Origin of the sequence: Actinacidiphila guanduensis, assembly GCF_900103985.1 — a bacterium.
Lineage (GTDB): Bacteria > Actinomycetota > Actinomycetes > Streptomycetales > Streptomycetaceae > Actinacidiphila > Actinacidiphila guanduensis.
Map to the genome: position 1 here is coordinate 124,039 of NZ_FNIE01000013.1, position 15,584 is coordinate 139,622.

The following is a 15,584-nucleotide window of genomic DNA, read 5'->3' on the forward strand; positions in this document are numbered from 1 at the left end:
CACCCCCGAGGAGTCGACCCGCCCCATGAACGCACCCACCCCCCGCTTCGCCGGCCAGGTCGCCGTGGTGACCGGGGCGGCCTCCGGCATCGGGGCCGCCACCGCGCGCAGACTCGCCGGCGAAGGCGCCGCCGTCGTCCTCGCCGACATCGCCGCGCCGGCCGGCGAGGAGGTCGCCGCGGGCATCCGCAAGGACGGTGGCCGGGCCGCGTTCGCCACCGCCGACGTCTCCTCGCCGCAGGGGTGGCAGGACATCGCCGCCGCCGCGGCCGGCTTCGGGCCGGTGAACGTCCTGGTCTCCAACGCCTACACCGTGGACGTCACCCCCGCCCACGAGATGACGCTGGCCTCCTGGGAGCGGCAGATCGCGGTGAACCTCACCGGCGCCTTCCTCGGCGTCAAGGCGCTCCTGCCCGACCTGCGGGCGACCTCCGGCGCCGTCGTGCTCACCTCCTCCGTCCACGCCCACAAGGGCATCCCCGGCCACCCCGCCTACGCCGCCAGCAAGGGCGCCCTGCTGTCGCTGACCGGGCAGCTGGCCGTGGAGTACGGGCCGCAGGTGCGGGTCAACGCGGTGCTGCCCGGGCCGATCCTCACCGCCGCCTGGGACCGGGTCGGGCCCGAGGACCGCGAGCGCAGCGTCGCCGAGACCGCCGCCAAGCGGTTCGGCAGACCCGAGGAGGCCGCCGCGGCCATCGCCTTCCTCGCCGCACCCGAAGCCTCCTACGTCACCGGCGCCAGCCTCCTCGTCGACGGCGGCTGGAGCGTGGTGAAGGCATCCGCATGACCGCCGCAGGACCCGAACGACCTTCGCAGAAAGGCAGAACCACATGACGCCATACGCGCGCCGCGGAGTGCACGGCCAGACCGTGGAGACCCTCGCGCGCCGGGTGCTCAGCGGCGAGATCCCCGAAGGCGCCACCCTCGACCTGCCCGCGCTGCAGGCCGAACTCGACGTCAGCCTCACCGCGCTGCGCGAGTCGCTGAAGGTGCTCGCGGCCAAGGGCATGGTCGACGCCCGGCAGAAGCGCGGCACCTTCGTCCGCGCCCGTGCCGACTGGAACCTGCTCGACGCCGACATGCTGCGCTGGCAGTTCGCCGCGGGCACCAGCGCCGGCGCCGACACCGCCCTGCTGCGCAACCTCGGCGAGGTCCGCGCCATCATCGAGCCCGCCGCGGTGCGCCTGGCCGCGCTGCGCCGCACCGAGCCCGACCTGGCCGCGCTGGAGGCCGCCCTGGACGCCATGGCCGAGTCCGACGCGGGCCCCGCCCACGCCGTCCAGGCCGACCTCGGCTTCCACCGGGCCCTGCTCGCGGCCACCCACAACGAACTGCTCGAACGCATGGAGATGGTGATCGAGTCGGGCCTGGCGCACCGCGACGAGATCGTGCACTCCTCCCCGCACGGCCGCGACCCCGTGCCCAGCCACCGCGCCGTCCTGGACGCCGTGCGCGCCAAGGACCCCGAGGCCGCGGAGCAGGCCATGCGCGCCCTGCTCGAACAGGCCGTGCGCGACCTGGACCTGGTGCACGGCGCCGACACCGGGCCCGGTGCGGGCGCGGGGCCCGCCGCCGGCACCGCCGCTGCACGTGAGACCGAACCCGAAACCGGAGCCGAAGCCCCCACGGAGGACACCAAGTGAAGATCGTCAGGGTCGAGACCTTCCTGGTGCCGCCGCGCTGGCTGTTCTGCCGGATCGAGACCGACGAGGGCCTGGTCGGCTGGGGCGAGCCGGTGGTCGAGGGCCGCGCCGAGGTGGTGCGCGCGGCCGTCGAGGTGCTCGCCGAACAGCTCGTCGGCCAGGACCCGTTGCGCATCCAGGACCACTGGCAGGTGCTCACCAAGGGCGGCTTCTACCGCGGCGGCCCGGTGCTCTCCAGCGCCGTGGCCGGCCTCGACCACGCCCTGTGGGACATCGCCGGCAAGGCGTACGGCGCCCCCGTGCACAGCCTGCTCGGCGGCCCGGTGCGCGACCGGGTCCGGGTCTACGCCTGGGTCGGCGGCGACGAGCCCGCGCAGATCGGCGAGCAGGTCGCCGCCCAGATCGAGGCCGGCTTCACCGCCGTGAAGATGAACGGCTCCGGCCGCACCGACCCGGTGCCCAGCGCCGCCGGCACCGCCGAGGTGGTCCGCCGGGTCGCCGCCGCCCGCGAGGCGCTGGGCCCCGAACGCGACGTCGCCGTCGACTTCCACGGCCGCTTCACCCCGGCCGGCGCCCGCCGGGTGCTGCACGAGATAGCCCCGCTGCACCCGCTCTTCGTGGAGGAGCCGGTGCTGCCCGACCAGAGCCACCTGCTCGCCCCGCTCGCCGCCGCCACCTCGGTGCCGCTGGCCACCGGCGAACGCCTCTACGGGCGCGGCGAGTTCCTGCCCGTGCTGCAGGCCGGCATCGCCGTCGCCCAGCCCGACCTCTCGCACGCCGGCGGCATCACCGAGGTGACGCGGATCGCCGCCCTCGCCGAGACCTTCGGCGCCCAACTCGCCCCGCACTGCCCGCTCGGCCCGATCTCGCTGGCCGCGAGCCTGCAAGTGGCCTTCTGCACGCCGAACTTCCTCATCCAGGAGCAGAGCCTGGGCATCCACTACAACAAGGAGGCCGACCTGCTCTCCTACCTGGTGGACACCGAGCCCTTCCGCTTCGTGGACGGCCACGCGGTGCGCACCACGCTGCCCGGCCTCGGCATCACCGTGGACGAGGCCGCCGTACGCGCCGCCGACCGCGCCGGGCACGCCTGGCGCAACCCGGTCTGGCGGCACGCCGACGGGTCGTTCGCCGAGTGGTGACGCCCGCCGCGGCCGCCCCGCGGATCACCGCCGACCCCGCCCGCGGCGGGCGGTGGACCTCGCTGCACGCCGCCGGGCGCGAGTGGCTCTGGCACCGCGAGGAGCCGCGCCGCGCCGGGGTGGTCCCCGGCGACGCCTTCGCCGACGCGGGCGGCCTGGAGGAGTGCGTGCCCACCGTCCGCGGGCGGCCCGACCACGGCGACGCCTGGACGCGGCCCTGGCGGCAGGAGGGCGAGTGGTGGGTCGCCGACTGCCCATGCTTCCGGTTCGCCCGCCGCATCCGCCACCTGCCCGACCGCGCCGAGGCCGACTACCGCCTGTCCGCCGCACCCGGCCACCGCTTCGTATGGGCCGCCCACGCCCTGCTCGACCTCTCGCCGGCCGCCCGCCTCGACCTCCCCGATGCGGCGCCCGCCCGCCTCTACGCGGACGGCGGCAACGCGTGGACGCCCTTCACCTGGCCCGACGCGCCGCCGGCACCGGCCCCGCGGCCCGGAAGCACCCCGCCTTTCAGCGGGCCCGGCACCCAGGCGGGCAGCCCGTCCGGCGGGTTGCTCGCCGACCCGCTCCTGGGCCGCCCCGGCACCCTGCCCGGCGACGCCCCGAGCAGCGGGCCCGCCGGCCCGTCCCGCGCCCCGTCCGGAACGCTCGCCGGCCGGTCCGACGCGCAGGTGGGCGGCCCGACCGGTGGGTTGTTCGCGGGCCCGCTCGCTGGCCGCACCCCGCCCGCCGGAGGCTCCGGCACCGTGCCCTTCGACCGGCTCGGGCCCGACGACGGGACGGCCCTCGGCGCCATCGTCCGGGCCGCCGCGGTCGGTGTCCACGACGGCGGGCGGATCCTGCGGTTCGCGCTGGAGGCCGACGCGGGCCAGCCGGTCTCGGTCGCCCTGTGGCGCAACCTCGGCGGCTTCCCCGAGGGCGCCCCCTACCGCTCGATCGGCGTGGAGCCGATGCTCGGCCGCGTCTTCGACCTCGCCGCGGCCGGGCCGGACGAGGCCGCCCGGGTCCCCGCGAGCGGCGAGGTCCGCTGGCGCCTGACCGTCACCGCCGGCTGACGCCGTCCCACCCGCCCCCGACGTAAGGACACCCGAACCGTGGATCTGCTCGCGGCCCTGCGCACCCACCGGCTCGTCGCCATCGTGCGCGGCGACGACCCCGACGCCGCCGTACGCTCCGTGACCGCCCTGGTCGAGGAGGGCGTCGCCCTCATCGAGATATCCCTCAGCGGCACCGGCGCCCTCGATGCCATCGCCGCCGCCCGCAAGGCGCTCGGCGACGAGGCCGCGCTCGGCGCCGGCACCGTCCTGACCGCGCAGGACGCCCACGACGCCCGGCGCGCGGGCGCCCGCTTCAGTGTCACGCCGGGCCTCGCCGAGGGGGTGTCGGCCTCGATCGAGCTGGGCCTGCCCGTCCTCGCCGGGGTGATGACGCCCACCGACGTGCTCACCGCCCGCCGCATGGGCGCGGCCGCCTGCAAGATCTTCCCCGCCGCCCAGGCCGGCGGCCCCGGCTACCTGCGCGCCCTGCGCGCCCCCTTCCCCGACGTGCCCTTCGTGCCCGTCGGCGGGGTCGACGCCGAGGCCGCCCGCGCCTATCTCGCCGCCGGCGCCACCGCGGTCGGCGTCGGCAGCCCGCTGCTCGGCGACGCCCCCGCCGGCGGCGACCTCACCGCCCTGCGCGGCCGGGCCCGCGACTTCCTCGCCGCTGTCGCGCAGACCGCGGAGCCGTCCCGGTGAGCGGGCCCGTCGTGTGCGTGGGGGAGACCATGGCCGCGCTGGTGCCCGAGCCGGTCGGGCCGCTGGCCACGGCCGGCACCCTCGCGGTCACCGTGGCCGGGGCCGAGTCCAACACCGCGATGTACCTCGCCGACCACGGCGTGCCCGTGCGCTGGGTGTCCGCGGTGGGCGCCGATCCCTTCGGCGAGCGGATCACCGCCGAGGTCGCCGCCTGCGGGGTGGACGTCAGCGGCGTGCGCACCGACCCCGCGCGGCCCACCGGGCTGCTGCTGAAGGACCCCGGCGCCGCCGGGACCCGGGTGCGCTACTACCGGGCCGGCTCGGCCGCCGCCGCGCTCGGCCCCGACCTGCTGGCCGCGCCCGCCGTCCGCGAGGCGTCCCTGCTGCACCTGACCGGGATCACGGCGGCGCTCTCGGCCTCCTGCCGGGCCCTGGTGGAGGCCGCGCTGGACGGGCCGGTGCCGGTGAGCTTCGACGTCAACCACCGGCCCGCGCTGTGGCCGGGCGGCCGCGAGGAGGCCGCGGCCGTGCTGCGCGGCCTGGCCGACCGGGCCGACCTGGTCTTCGTCGGGCTGGACGAGGCGCAGGCGCTGTGGGGCCCGGCGGTCGCCGACCCGGCCGCCGTACGGGCCCTGCTGCCCGGGCCGCGGCGCCTGGTGGTCAAGGACGGGCCGCGCGCCGCCACCGCGTACGACGGAGCCGCCGCCCGTACGGTGCCCGCGCCCGCGGTCGAGGTGGTCGAGCCCGTCGGCGCGGGCGACGCCTTCGCCGCGGGCTTCCTGGCCGCCCTGCACCGCGGCGGGTCCACCGAGCGCGCGCTGCGGCTGGGCCACCTCACGGCGGGCGCGGCGCTGCGCGTCGGCGCCGACCACGGCCCGCTGCCGCCGCCGGACCGGCTGGCCGCGCTGCTGGACGCGAGCGAGGCAGAGTGGCGGGCGCTCGCCCCCGCGGCCGGGCCGACCCCGAGGGCACCGCTGGCACGGTCGGCAGCGCCGGTTCCGCCGGCCCGCCAGGACGCCTGAGGGCCCCCGCGGGAGCCCCGAGGCCGCCCGCACGCGCCCGAGTTGCGGGCCCTTTCGCCACCTGCGCCCCATCCGTCACCCCTGTGCGGAAGGGAAAACGGCCGCCGCGACGTACGGGCCCTTCACACGTACGTTTCGCTGTGTACGCCGAGCAATGCTCTCCTGGTGACATGGACCACATCACCTTCCTCGTGAGCATGGTCATCGTCACCGCCCTCGCGTTCGACTTCACCAACGGCTTCCACGACACCGCGAACGCCATGGCGACCTCGATCGCCACGGGGGCGCTGCGGCCGAAGGTGGCGGTCGCGATCAGCGGGGTGCTCAACCTGGCCGGCGCGTTCCTCTCCACGGAGGTCGCCAGGACGATCTCGGGCGGGATCGTGGCCGACAACCTGGTCACCCCGGGCATGATCTTCGCCGGACTGATCGGCGCTATCGTCTGGAATCTCGTCACGTGGCTGCTGGGGTTGCCGTCCAGTTCCTCGCACGCGCTCTTCGGCGGGCTGATCGGCGCGGTGTGGGTGGGGGCGGGACGCAAGGGCGTGCACTTCAATGAGGTGCTCGACAAGATCCTCATCCCCGCCGTGGCCTCGCCGGTCGTCGCCGGTGTCGCCGCGCTCGCCGCCACGTACTTCACCTACCGGCTCACGCGGCGGTCGGACGGCGACACCGTCGCCAAGGGCTTCCGCACCGGCCAGATCGCCTCGGCGTCCCTGGTCTCGCTTGCCCACGGCACCAACGACGCGCAGAAGACCATGGGCGTCATCACCCTCGCCCTGATCTCCTGCGGGGCCCTCGCCCCCGGCTCGGGGCCGCCGGTGTGGGTCATCCTCACCGCCGGCCTGGCCATCGCCACCGGCACCTACATCGGCGGCTGGCGGATCATCCGCACGATGGGCAAGGGCATCGTGGACATCCAGTCCCCGCAGGGCTTCGCGGCGGAGTCCGCCTCCACCGCGGTCATCCTGACCTCCGCGAACATGGGCTTCGCGCTGTCCACCACGCAGGTGTGCTCCGGCGGCATCCTGGGCGCGGGCGTCGGCCGCAGGCTCGCCGAGGTGCGCTGGGGCACCGCCGGGCAGATGGCGCTGGCCTGGCTGGTGACGCTGCCCGCGGCCGCCGCCGTCGGCGCGGTCGCCGCCAGCGTGGTGGTGCACGGCGGCACCCTCGGGACGGTGCTGATCGCGCTCGCGGCGGCCGCCGTGGCCGCGGTCATCGTGGTGCTGTCCCGCCGCAGCCCGGTGGACGCCGGGAACGTGAACGACGCCAGCACCGTCCCGGTCCGCCAGGTCGCGAACGCCAAGGCGGGCGTGTGAGCGGCCGGTCGGGCGAGCAGGACAAGCAGGAGAGGGGAGCACAACCATGGACGTGAAGTGGGGATCGCTGGGACAGGTCGCGCTGGTCTCCTTCGGCGCCACCGTCGGGGTGGTGGTCGTCTTCGCCCTGGGGGTGCGGGCGCTGGCCGCCCGGCAGGAGGCGCGCGCGCACGGGGCCACCGGCAGCGCGCAGGGCCAGGTGGCGGGCGTCTGCTTCACCGTGTGCGCCTGCGCCGTCCTCTACGGGCTGTACCTGATCATTCCCCAGTTCCACTAGCCGGAGGTGACCGCGGTGGATGAGCCCACCCTGCTGGCCGGGATGACCGTCGACTACACCGACACCGACGACCCGGTGCTGATCCGCCCGGACGGCACGGTGGTGGACACCTGGCGGGAGAACTACCCGTACGACACCCGCATGGAGCGGCCGGAGTACGAGCGGCACAAGCGGCTGCAGCAGATCGAGCTGCTGAAGCTGCAGCGCTGGGTGAAGGAGACCGGGCAGCGGATAGTGATCGTCTTCGAGGGGCGGGACGCGGCCGGCAAGGGCGGCACGATCAAGCGCTTCGTGGAGCACCTCAACCCGCGCGGCGCCCGGGTGGTCGCCCTGGAGAAGCCGACCGAGCGCGAGAGCGGCCAGTGGTACTTCCAGCGCTACGTGGCGCACCTGCCGACGGCCGGGGAGATCGTGATGTTCGACCGGTCCTGGTACAACCGGGCCGGTGTGGAGCGGGTGATGGGCTTCTGCACCGACGAGGAGTACCACCGCTTCATGCGGCAGGCGCCCGCCTTCGAGCGGATGCTGGTGGACGAGGGCATCCATCTGGTGAAGTTCTGGTTCTCGGTGTCCCGCAACGAGCAGCGCACCCGCTTCACCATCCGCCAGGTCGACCCGGTGCGGCAGTGGAAGCTCAGCCCCATGGACCTCGCCTCGCTGGACCGGTGGGACCGGTACACCGAGGCGAAGGTGGCGATGTTCCACGAGACCGACACCGCGTACGCGCCCTGGACGGTGGTGAAGTCCAACGACAAGAAGCGGGCCCGGGTGGAGGCCATGCGCAGTGTGCTGGCCCGCTTCCCCTACACCGACCGCGACGACGAGATCGTGGGCACCCCGGACCCGCTCATCGTCGGCGCGGCGGCGAACCTGCTGGAGGCCGGCGAGGACGCGGCGGCCCGCTCCCTGCTGCGCCCCTGAACCGCCGCTCGGGCCGGTCCCTGTCAGGCCGGGGCCGGTCCCCGGCCGGTCGGGCTCAGCCGGGGTCGGTCCACCGTCCGTCGGGCCGGCCGGGGTCAGTCGAGGTGGAACACCTCCTCGGCGGGCGCCCACCACTCACCCTCGGCCGCGCTCTCCAGGGGCTGCTGGCACGGGTCGGTCAGCGCCCACCAGTCCCTGGTGACGGGGTCCTCGGCGATGGCGGCGGTGTCGGCCGCGTAGTCGGTGCCGCCGTACTCCAGGTAGCTGAACAGCAGCCCGTCGCGCAGGAAGATGGAGTAGTTGCCGATGTGCGCCCGCTTCAGGGCGGCCAGCACCCCGGGCCAGGCGTCCGCGTGCAGCCTGCGGTACTCCGCCTCCTTCTCCGGACGCAGCCGGATCACCGCCGCATAGCGCTCCATTGCGCCGCCCCTCTTCGCGTCGATCCGTGTGACGGATCTGCTTCATCGGTAGGGCAGGACCCTATGCATCTGATCCTTCGCATGCAATCGTGCGGCCGAAGTGGGGTTGTTTCGCCAGGATATGACCGTTTTCCTGGTGCGATTTCCGGGTGGAGTCATCCGAGGTCTTCCCTTCGCGTCACGCGGATGTCATAGTGACGGCGCTCGATGAACCTGATTCATCGGGGCTGTCGGACACTTGGGAGCCACTGATTGGCCACCAGGGGCGCCGACCGGGACAATGCACGTGACGAACGAGGAGCCGTGCCGTGGCAGCAGAGCGCAGGGCCCCGACCGAAGACGGCGGGGAGGGGACGGGCCGCTACCGGCCGGGATACGAGCTGGTCGCCGAGCAGGTGCTCAGCTACATCGCCGACCAGGGGCTGCGGCCGGGCGACCGGCTGCCCACCGAGCAGGGTCTGGCCGAGATCCTGGGCGCGACGCGCAACGTCACCCGGGAAGCGGTCAAGGTGCTGGCCGCCATAGGGCGGTTGAAGGTCAGGCGCGGCGCCGGCATCTTCGTCGCCGAGTCGCCCGGCGGCCTCGTCGACGACCAGCTGGCGCACTTCCAGCCCACCAGCATGGAGCACGTCCTGATGCTGCTGGACTACCGCACGCTGATCGAGTCGGAGACGGCCCGCCGGGCCGCCACCCAGGCCAACCCGATCGAGGTGCGCGCCATCCGGGAGCACGCCGACGCCTCGCTGGAGCGCGGCCGGGCCGCCGACACCGACGCCTTCGCCCGCGCCGACGCCGACTTCCACGACGCGGTCGGCCTGGCCGCGCACAACGTCTTCCTGCGGGCCAGCGTCGGCAATGTGCGGCGTTTAGCTGCACAGTCGGACGTGCTGCTCTTCCACGGCGACGTGCCCGGCTCGCTGGAGGTCGCCGGCCACCAGCACATCGCCATCGCCCAGGCCATCGCCTCCGGCGAGCCCGAGCGGGCGGCCGAGCTGATGGCCGATCACATCGCCACCACGCAGCACCAGTTCGAACGCAAGATCCGCGACCGGCTGTTCACGCTGGCCGGCCGCCCCGGCGGGACCGACCTGCCGCAGCAGCCCGCGGCCAGGGCCCGCCGCACCGCCCCGCCGCGGCCCGCGGCGGCCGGCCAGGCGGCCCCGCCGCCCCCGGAGACCTCGGTCTCCTAGTCCCCGTCCCGGCCGGCGGCGGCCCTCCCTGACCGGGCCGCCGCCCCCCCTCACCGCCACCCGTGCACCGCGCGCCCGCCGTGCGGTCCCGCGCGCCCTCGCGCGCACCCTCAGCGTCCCTTTCGTGCGTTTCGCACCCTTCGTGCAACCCTTCGTGCGCCCTTAGCGCTCCCTTCACGACCCGGCTCGCACCACCGCGAATCCCCGGCGCACGGCAGCCCGCCGCGCCCGTCCGCGGCCCGCGGCAAGGACTGCCCCCGGGGCCGCGGCCGGCGGCCCGCCCACACAGACAGAAAGCCACGATGAAGATCACTCATGTCGAGGTCCACCGGATCGACGTGCCGGCGGCCGACCCGCCCTTCCACTGGAGGCACGGCCTGAGCGGAAGCGCTCCGGTGGGCGACGGCGCCGTCCTGCACATAGGCACCGACGAGGGCGCCGAGGGCGTGGCCCTCTTCGCCCGCCCGGGCGCGGCCGTCACCTTGCGGGAGCTGGTCGACCGGGTCTTCCGCGAGGAGCTGCTCGGCGCCGACCCACTGCGCCGCGAGTGGCTCTGGCACCGGGTGTGGGAGCTGGACCGCATCCACGAACTGCCGTTGCCCACGCTCGGCCTGATCGACACCGCCCTGTGGGACCTGGCCGCCCGCGCGAGCGGGGTGCCGGTCTGGCAGCTGCTCGGCGGCTTCCGCGAGGCCATCCCCGCCTACGCATCCACCTCCACCTTCGCCACCACCGAGGAGTTCCTCGACGTCGCCGACCAGTGCCTGGCGCTGGGCTACCACGGCATCAAGCTGCACGCCTGGGGCGACGCCCGCCGCGACGCGGCCCTGTGCCAGGCGCTGCGCGCCCACGTCGGCCCCGATGTGCCGCTGATGTACGACGGGTCGGCCGGCTTCGACCTGCCCGACGCGATCCTGCTCGGCCGCGCGCTCGCCGAGGCGGACTACCTCTGGTACGAGGAGCCGATGCGGGAGTTCAGCGTCAGCGCCTACCGGCAGCTGGCCGAACGCGTCGACGTACCGCTGCTGGTGGCCGAGACCTCCGACGGCGCGCACATGAACTCCGCCGACTTCATCCGGGCCGGCGCCGCCACCTTCGGGGTCCGGGCCGGCACCACCCTGCGCGGCGGCATCACCGGCGCCATGCGCACCGCACACCTGGCCGACGCCTACCGGCTGCGCGCCGAAGTGCACGGCTCGGACATCCCCAACCACCACCTGTGCATGGCGATCTCCAACACCACCTACTACGAGTCGCTGGTGACGGCCACCACGGTCGTCCGCGAGCGGCACGTGGACGACCGGGGCCTGGTCCGGGCCCCGACCGGCCCCGGCATCGCCCTCCCGCTCGACTTCGGCTACCCGGCGGCACTCGAGCGCTTCGTCGAGCAACCCCGCTGAACCCCCGCACTCCCGCACCGAGCCCCGTACCGAGAAAGGCACCACCATGAGGTCGTCCGGATCTCCGAGAACCACCCTGCGGCGCAGAGCCGTCCAGGCCGCCGCCGGCGTGCTGGCCGCCGCGGTGGCCACCGTGCTCACCGGCTGCGCCAGCGCCGACACCAACAGCGGCTCCGGCAAGGCCGCGTCCGGGCACGCGGCGTTCACGCCGGTCAAGCAGAAGCCCGGCTCACAGATCACCGTCTGGGCCGACTCCACCCGGCTGCCGGCCGTGCAGGCGTACCAGAAGTCGCACCCCGACGTGAAGATGAAGATCGTCACCTACGACGGCGGCGCCGACGGCTCCACCTACCTGCAGACCAAGGTGCAGCTCTTCGACCGCACCGGCAGCGGCTGGCCCGACGTCGTCTTCGGCACCCCCACCGACGTCACCTGGGCCTCGGCGCCCACCAAGCCCGGCGCGGTGCCCTTCGCCGCCCCGCTGGACGAGAACCTGGTCCCGGCGAGCACCCTGAACAACTTCGCCAAGGGCTCGCTGACCCCCTGCCAGTTCAACGGGCACACCTACTGCCTGCGCAACGACATCGCCCAGGTCGTCCTCTGGTACAACAAGACGCTCATGGACCGCTGGGGCTACAAGGTCCCCACCACCTGGCCCGAGTACGAGGCGCTGGGCGAGAAGGTCGCCAAGGAGCACCCCGGCTACCTGGTCGGCTCGGTCGGCGACACCAACTCCCAGGAGTCCTACTTCTGGTCCAGCCAGTGCCCGGCGTTCGACCTGGTCAAGCCGAACACCCTGCGGGTGGCGCTGAAGGACCCGAACTGCACCCGGATGTCCACACTGCTGGACAAGCTGATCTCCGCCAAGGCGGTCACCACCCAGGGCTTCTTCAGCCAGGGCTTCGCCAAGGACAGCGGCTCCAAGGTGCTGATGGCCAACGGCCCGTCCTGGTACGGCCAGTACCTGTTCAAGAGCGCCTTCCACACCCCCGCCAAGCAGATGGCGGCGGCCGCCCCGCTCACCTGGCCCGGTGAGAGCACGGCCAGCACCGGCAACGTCGGCGGCGGCGTGTGGATGGTCTCCTCGCACAGCACGAACCTCAAGGCGTCCACCGACCTGGCCACCTGGCTGACCACCTCCGACGCCAACCAGGCCGCCGCGCCCACCTACCCCGCCTACGGCCCGGCGGCCACCGCGTGGCTGGCCAACCCCGCCAACCGCGACTACTTCGCCACCGACGTCAGCGGCCCCTTCCGGCAGGCGGCCGACGAGGTGTGGACCGGCTGGTCGAACACGAAGTTCTCCGACGCCACCGCCTGGTCCAGCGTGGTGCTGCCGGCGCTGACCGCGGGCAAGTCCCTCACCGCGACCCTGCCCGCCTGGCAGAGCGCCATCAGCAACGAGGCCAAGGCCGACGGATACCAGGTGACCAACCAATGACCCTGCTGGCAACCCGGCAGGTCACCGCCTCCGCCCCCCGCCGCGGCTCCCGGCCGCGGCGGTGGGGCCGCGGGTCCGCCGGCTGGTTCTTCGTCGCCGGATACGCGGTGCTGCTGCTCGCCTTCGGCGTCTTCCCCACCTGCTACGCCTTCTACCTGGCCTTCACCAACTCCGCCGGGCAGTTCACCGGGTTCAACCAGTTCACCAAGGTGGTCCGCGACTACCGGTTCGGGCCCGCCTTCAGCCATGTGCTGCTCTACCTGGTGCTGTGGCTGGTCACGCTGGTCGTGCTCACCGTGCTCGCCGCCGTCCTGCTGCGCAGCCGGGTCCGGCCGGGCCTGTCCGCGCTGCTGCGCTTCCTCTACTACATCCCCGGCGCCCTGGCCGGCGTGGCGAGCGTGCTGGTCTGGCTGTTCATGCTCGACCCGGACGTCAGCCCGGTCTCCTGGCTGCTGGACCGGCTCGGCCTGCACACCTTCGCCGCCGTGCTCGCGCCCGGCAACCTGCCGGTGATCTTCATGCTGATCGCCTTCTGGACCGGCGCCGGCGGCTGGATGGTGGTGATGTACGGGGCGCTGAACAACATCCCCGACGAGGTCATCGAGGCCGCCCGGATGGACGGCGCCGGGCCCTGGCGCACCGCCTGGCACATCCAGATCCCGATGATCCGGCAGTGGATCGCCTACATGACCATCCTCGCGTTCGCCGGCGGCACCCAGCTGTTCGTCGAGCCGCAACTGCTGCAGACCGCGAGCCTGGGCCGGGTGAGCCCCGCCTGGTCGCCCAACCAGCTGGCCTACGTCTACGCCTTCCAGCAGGGCGACTTCAACGGCGCCGCCGCCATCTCGGTCTTCCTGCTGGCGCTCGGCCTGATCTGCGCCGGCCTGCTCGTCGCCCGCTCGAACATGTTCACGTTGGATGAGACATGACACCCCTCGCTCCCGCCCCGCGCGCCGCCGCCCGGCGCGCCACCCCGTCCCGGGCCGTCTCGGCGCTGGTCGTCGGCGTCCTGCTGGCCGTGCTGCTGGTGTTCTTCGTGCTGCCCGTGGTGTGGCTGCTGCTCGCGCCCACCAAGACCGCCGACCAGATCGTGCACGACAACCCGCTCTCCTTCGGGTCGCTGCACCAGGTCGGCCGGGCCTGGCGGCACCTGTACGACTTCCAGGACCACGCGCTGCTGGTGTGGCTGCGCAACTCCGCGGTGTACTCGCTGGGTTCGCTGGTGCTGACCCTGCTCACCAGCGTGCCGGCCGGCTACGCGCTGGCCCTGACCCGCTTCCGCGGCCGCAAGACGCTGCTGGTGATCACCCTGGTCACCATGATCATGCCGTCCGCGACGCTGGTGCTGCCGATCTTCCTGGAGCTCAACCGCTTCCACCTGATCGGCACCGTCTGGTCGGTGATCCTGCCGTTCTCCTTCTACCCGTTCGGCGTGTACCTGGTCTACATCTACTTCGCCACCAGCCTGCCGCGCGACCTGCTCGCCGCCGCCCGCATGGACGGCTGCTCGCAGTGGCAGCTCTTCACCCGGATCGCGCTGCCGCTGGCCAAACCGGTGATCGGCCTGGTCGCCTTCTTCAGCTTCGTCGGCAACTGGAACAACTTCTTCCTGCCCTACCTGGTGCTGCCCAACAGCGACCAGTTCCCGATCCAGGTGGGCCTGAACCAACTGCTCACCTCCACCCCGTCGTTCAACCCGGTGGCCGGCGCCGGACTGAACATCACCATCCCCGAACTGGCGCTGGCGATCATCGTTGCGATCCTGCCGGTGCTGGTGCTCTTCCTCTTCTCCCAGCGCACCCTGGTCTCCGGGATGCTCGCCGGAGCCACCAAGGAGTGAGCGGTCCGGGCACCGGAACTGCCGCGGGGCGGGTCGCGGGCCGGGCGCGGATGCGGTAGAGGTCTCCTGGGCGGTGCGGCCGAAGGGTGCCGCGGGCGCCGCCGCGGAAGGAAGGGGCCGCCATGCCCGTCAGCAGGCTCGGCGTCGTGGTGCACGAGGGGCGGCCCCCCGCCGTCGAGGCCGCCGAGGCGGTACGCGGCTGGTGCGCCGAACACGGCATCCCCTGCACCGCCATCGACGTGTGGCGCGGGGGCCGCACCCGCCAGGGCGGCAGCAAGGAGGCCGCGGCCGCCGGCCACCCCGACGTCATCGTCACCCTCGGCGGCGACGGCACCTTCCTGCGCGGCGCGCGGATCGCCGCCAAGGACGGCGCGCGGGTGCTCGGCGTCGACCTCGGCCGCGTCGGCTTCCTCACCGAGGTCCCGGTGGACCAGGTGCTCGCCGCCCTCGACGCCGTCCACGAGGACCGCGCGGGCGAGGAGGAGCGGATGACACTCACCCTGCGCACCTCGCGCCCGCTGGCCGTCCCCGAGGAGGTCGACGCCCTCATGCTGCGCTACGGGCGCGGCCCGCGGCTGCCCCCGCCCGAGCGGCTGCCCGGCGAGCCCGGCTGGGGCGTGGCCATGGACGTGAACGCCCTCAACGACGTCGTGCTGGAGAAGCTGTCGCGGGACCGGCAGATCGCCGTCGCCGTCTACGTCGCGGGCCACCTGCTCGCCTCGTACTCCGCGGACGCCGCGATCGTGGCGACGCCCACCGGCTCCACCGCCTACAGCTTCGCCGCCGGCGGCCCCGTCCTGTCGCCCGGCGTGCAGGGCCTGGTCTTCACGCCCGTCGCCCCGCACATGTCCTTCAACCGCAGCGTCGTCGCCGCCCGCGACGAGCCCGTGGCCGCCCGCATCCTGCCGCACTCCGGGCAGGTCGCCGTCAGTATCGACGGCGAGGTGCGCGGGGTGCTGGACCCCGGCGACTGGATCGGCGTCTACCCCTCCGGCCGCCCGGTGCGCCTCGTCCGGCTCGGCGGCACCGACTTCTACCAGCGGCTGCGCGAGCGCTTCCGGCTCGCCGACGCGCCCGCCACCGAGGCCGACGGGGTGGCCCCGCCGCTCTTCCCGGCCCCCACCCCGGAGGTCCCGGCCGACATGGCCGAGCTGAGGCTCCCGCCGCCCGCGCCGTGAGCGCGCCCTGATCCGTTCGCCCTCGGGCGCCGGACAAGCGGCCGGGCCGCGCCGCC

At 74.1% G+C, this 15,584-nt stretch carries 16 protein-coding genes; 15 read left to right on the forward strand and 1 reads right to left on the reverse strand.

Going from position 1 to position 15,584, the window contains the following annotated elements; all coding sequences use genetic code 11:
- Positions 1-25 precede the first annotated feature (25 nt).
- The 9 genes from BLR33_RS26235 to ppk2 all read left to right on the forward strand — a co-directional run bounded on the left by BLR33_RS26235 (position 26) and on the right by ppk2 (position 8,060).
- Positions 26-787 (forward strand): SDR family NAD(P)-dependent oxidoreductase, encoded by a 762-nt coding sequence (locus tag BLR33_RS26235; RefSeq protein WP_093787082.1) that lies wholly within the window; start codon positions 26-28, stop codon positions 785-787.
- A 43-nt stretch (positions 788-830) separates the two neighbouring features.
- Positions 831-1,643: a FadR/GntR family transcriptional regulator gene (locus BLR33_RS26240; protein ID WP_093787083.1), complete on the forward strand. Its 813-nt coding sequence runs from the start codon at positions 831-833 to the stop codon at positions 1,641-1,643.
- Positions 1,640-2,785: a galactonate dehydratase gene (dgoD, locus tag BLR33_RS26245; RefSeq protein WP_093787084.1), complete on the forward strand. Its 1,146-nt coding sequence runs from the start codon at positions 1,640-1,642 to the stop codon at positions 2,783-2,785. The genes BLR33_RS26240 and dgoD overlap by 4 nt, the downstream gene beginning before the upstream one ends.
- Positions 2,779-3,840 carry a hypothetical protein gene (locus BLR33_RS36340; RefSeq protein WP_245771674.1) on the forward strand — a complete coding sequence of 354 codons (1,062 nt, stop codon included), beginning with the start codon at positions 2,779-2,781 and terminating at the stop codon, positions 3,838-3,840. Before dgoD ends, BLR33_RS36340 begins: the two co-directional genes overlap by 7 nt.
- Positions 3,841-3,879: 39 nt before the next feature.
- Positions 3,880-4,521 carry a bifunctional 4-hydroxy-2-oxoglutarate aldolase/2-dehydro-3-deoxy-phosphogluconate aldolase gene (locus BLR33_RS26260; RefSeq protein ID WP_093787085.1) on the forward strand — a complete coding sequence of 214 codons (642 nt, stop codon included), beginning with the start codon at positions 3,880-3,882 and terminating at the stop codon, positions 4,519-4,521.
- The gene (locus BLR33_RS26265; protein ID WP_265737049.1) at positions 4,518-5,543 is read left to right on the forward strand and encodes a sugar kinase; all 1,026 of its coding nucleotides are present in this window, start codon (positions 4,518-4,520) and stop codon (positions 5,541-5,543) included. Before BLR33_RS26260 ends, BLR33_RS26265 begins: the two co-directional genes overlap by 4 nt.
- 170 nt (positions 5,544-5,713) lie before the next feature.
- Complete coding sequence (locus tag BLR33_RS26270; RefSeq protein WP_093787086.1) at positions 5,714-6,862, forward strand: inorganic phosphate transporter; 1,149 nt, start codon at positions 5,714-5,716, stop codon at positions 6,860-6,862.
- Between the two features lie 46 nt (positions 6,863-6,908).
- The gene (locus tag BLR33_RS26275; protein ID WP_093787087.1) at positions 6,909-7,139 is read left to right on the forward strand and encodes a hypothetical protein; all 231 of its coding nucleotides are present in this window, start codon (positions 6,909-6,911) and stop codon (positions 7,137-7,139) included.
- Positions 7,140-7,181: 42 nt separating this feature from the next.
- On the forward strand, positions 7,182-8,060 hold the full coding sequence (gene ppk2 / locus BLR33_RS26280) for a polyphosphate kinase 2 (RefSeq protein WP_093787195.1): 879 nt from the start codon (positions 7,182-7,184) through the stop codon (positions 8,058-8,060).
- A gap of 95 nt (positions 8,061-8,155) precedes the next feature.
- On the opposite strand, the gene BLR33_RS26285 is transcribed toward ppk2, so the two are convergent.
- Positions 8,156-8,479, reverse strand: a complete 324-nt coding sequence (locus BLR33_RS26285) for an L-rhamnose mutarotase (RefSeq protein ID WP_093787088.1) — start codon at positions 8,477-8,479, stop codon at positions 8,156-8,158.
- Between the two features lie 308 nt (positions 8,480-8,787).
- Here BLR33_RS26285 and BLR33_RS26290 point away from each other — a divergent pair, with 308 nt between their 5' ends.
- The 6 genes from BLR33_RS26290 (at position 8,788) to BLR33_RS26315 (ending at position 15,528) form a co-directional block, all read left to right on the forward strand.
- Positions 8,788-9,669: a FadR/GntR family transcriptional regulator gene (locus BLR33_RS26290; protein ID WP_093787089.1), complete on the forward strand. Its 882-nt coding sequence runs from the start codon at positions 8,788-8,790 to the stop codon at positions 9,667-9,669.
- A 302-nt stretch (positions 9,670-9,971) separates the two neighbouring features.
- Positions 9,972-11,069, forward strand: a complete 1,098-nt coding sequence (locus BLR33_RS26295) for an enolase C-terminal domain-like protein (RefSeq protein WP_093787090.1) — start codon at positions 9,972-9,974, stop codon at positions 11,067-11,069.
- Positions 11,070-11,115: 46 nt separating this feature from the next.
- Entirely contained in the window at positions 11,116-12,510 is a 1,395-nt protein-coding gene (locus BLR33_RS26300; protein ID WP_093787091.1) for an ABC transporter substrate-binding protein, read from the forward strand.
- Positions 12,507-13,439, forward strand: coding sequence for a carbohydrate ABC transporter permease (locus BLR33_RS26305; protein WP_093787092.1), 933 nt, complete (start codon positions 12,507-12,509; stop codon positions 13,437-13,439). The genes BLR33_RS26300 and BLR33_RS26305 overlap by 4 nt, the downstream gene beginning before the upstream one ends.
- Positions 13,436-14,350: a carbohydrate ABC transporter permease gene (locus BLR33_RS26310; RefSeq protein WP_093787093.1), complete on the forward strand. Its 915-nt coding sequence runs from the start codon at positions 13,436-13,438 to the stop codon at positions 14,348-14,350. Before BLR33_RS26305 ends, BLR33_RS26310 begins: the two co-directional genes overlap by 4 nt.
- Before the next feature lie 122 nt (positions 14,351-14,472).
- On the forward strand, positions 14,473-15,528 hold the full coding sequence (locus BLR33_RS26315; RefSeq protein WP_093787094.1) for an NAD(+)/NADH kinase: 1,056 nt from the start codon (positions 14,473-14,475) through the stop codon (positions 15,526-15,528).
- Positions 15,529-15,584: the final 56 nt, after the last annotated feature.

Coding starts and splice junctions, on each gene's coding strand:
- BLR33_RS26240 (WP_093787083.1), top strand. CDS start 831: ATGACGCCATACGCGCGCCGCGGAGTGCACGGCCAGACCGTGGAGACC.
- ppk2 (WP_093787195.1), top strand. CDS start 7,182: ATGACCGTCGACTACACCGACACCGACGACCCGGTGCTGATCCGCCCG.
- BLR33_RS26285 (WP_093787088.1), bottom strand. CDS start 8,479: ATGGAGCGCTATGCGGCGGTGATCCGGCTGCGTCCGGAGAAGGAGGCG.
- BLR33_RS26295 (WP_093787090.1), top strand. CDS start 9,972: ATGAAGATCACTCATGTCGAGGTCCACCGGATCGACGTGCCGGCGGCC.
- BLR33_RS26275 (WP_093787087.1), top strand. CDS start 6,909: ATGGACGTGAAGTGGGGATCGCTGGGACAGGTCGCGCTGGTCTCCTTC.
- BLR33_RS26315 (WP_093787094.1), top strand. CDS start 14,473: ATGCCCGTCAGCAGGCTCGGCGTCGTGGTGCACGAGGGGCGGCCCCCC.
- BLR33_RS26305 (WP_093787092.1), top strand. CDS start 12,507: ATGACCCTGCTGGCAACCCGGCAGGTCACCGCCTCCGCCCCCCGCCGC.
- BLR33_RS26270 (WP_093787086.1), top strand. CDS start 5,714: ATGGACCACATCACCTTCCTCGTGAGCATGGTCATCGTCACCGCCCTC.
- BLR33_RS26310 (WP_093787093.1), top strand. CDS start 13,436: ATGACACCCCTCGCTCCCGCCCCGCGCGCCGCCGCCCGGCGCGCCACC.
- BLR33_RS26235 (WP_093787082.1), top strand. CDS start 26: ATGAACGCACCCACCCCCCGCTTCGCCGGCCAGGTCGCCGTGGTGACC.
- BLR33_RS26300 (WP_093787091.1), top strand. CDS start 11,116: ATGAGGTCGTCCGGATCTCCGAGAACCACCCTGCGGCGCAGAGCCGTC.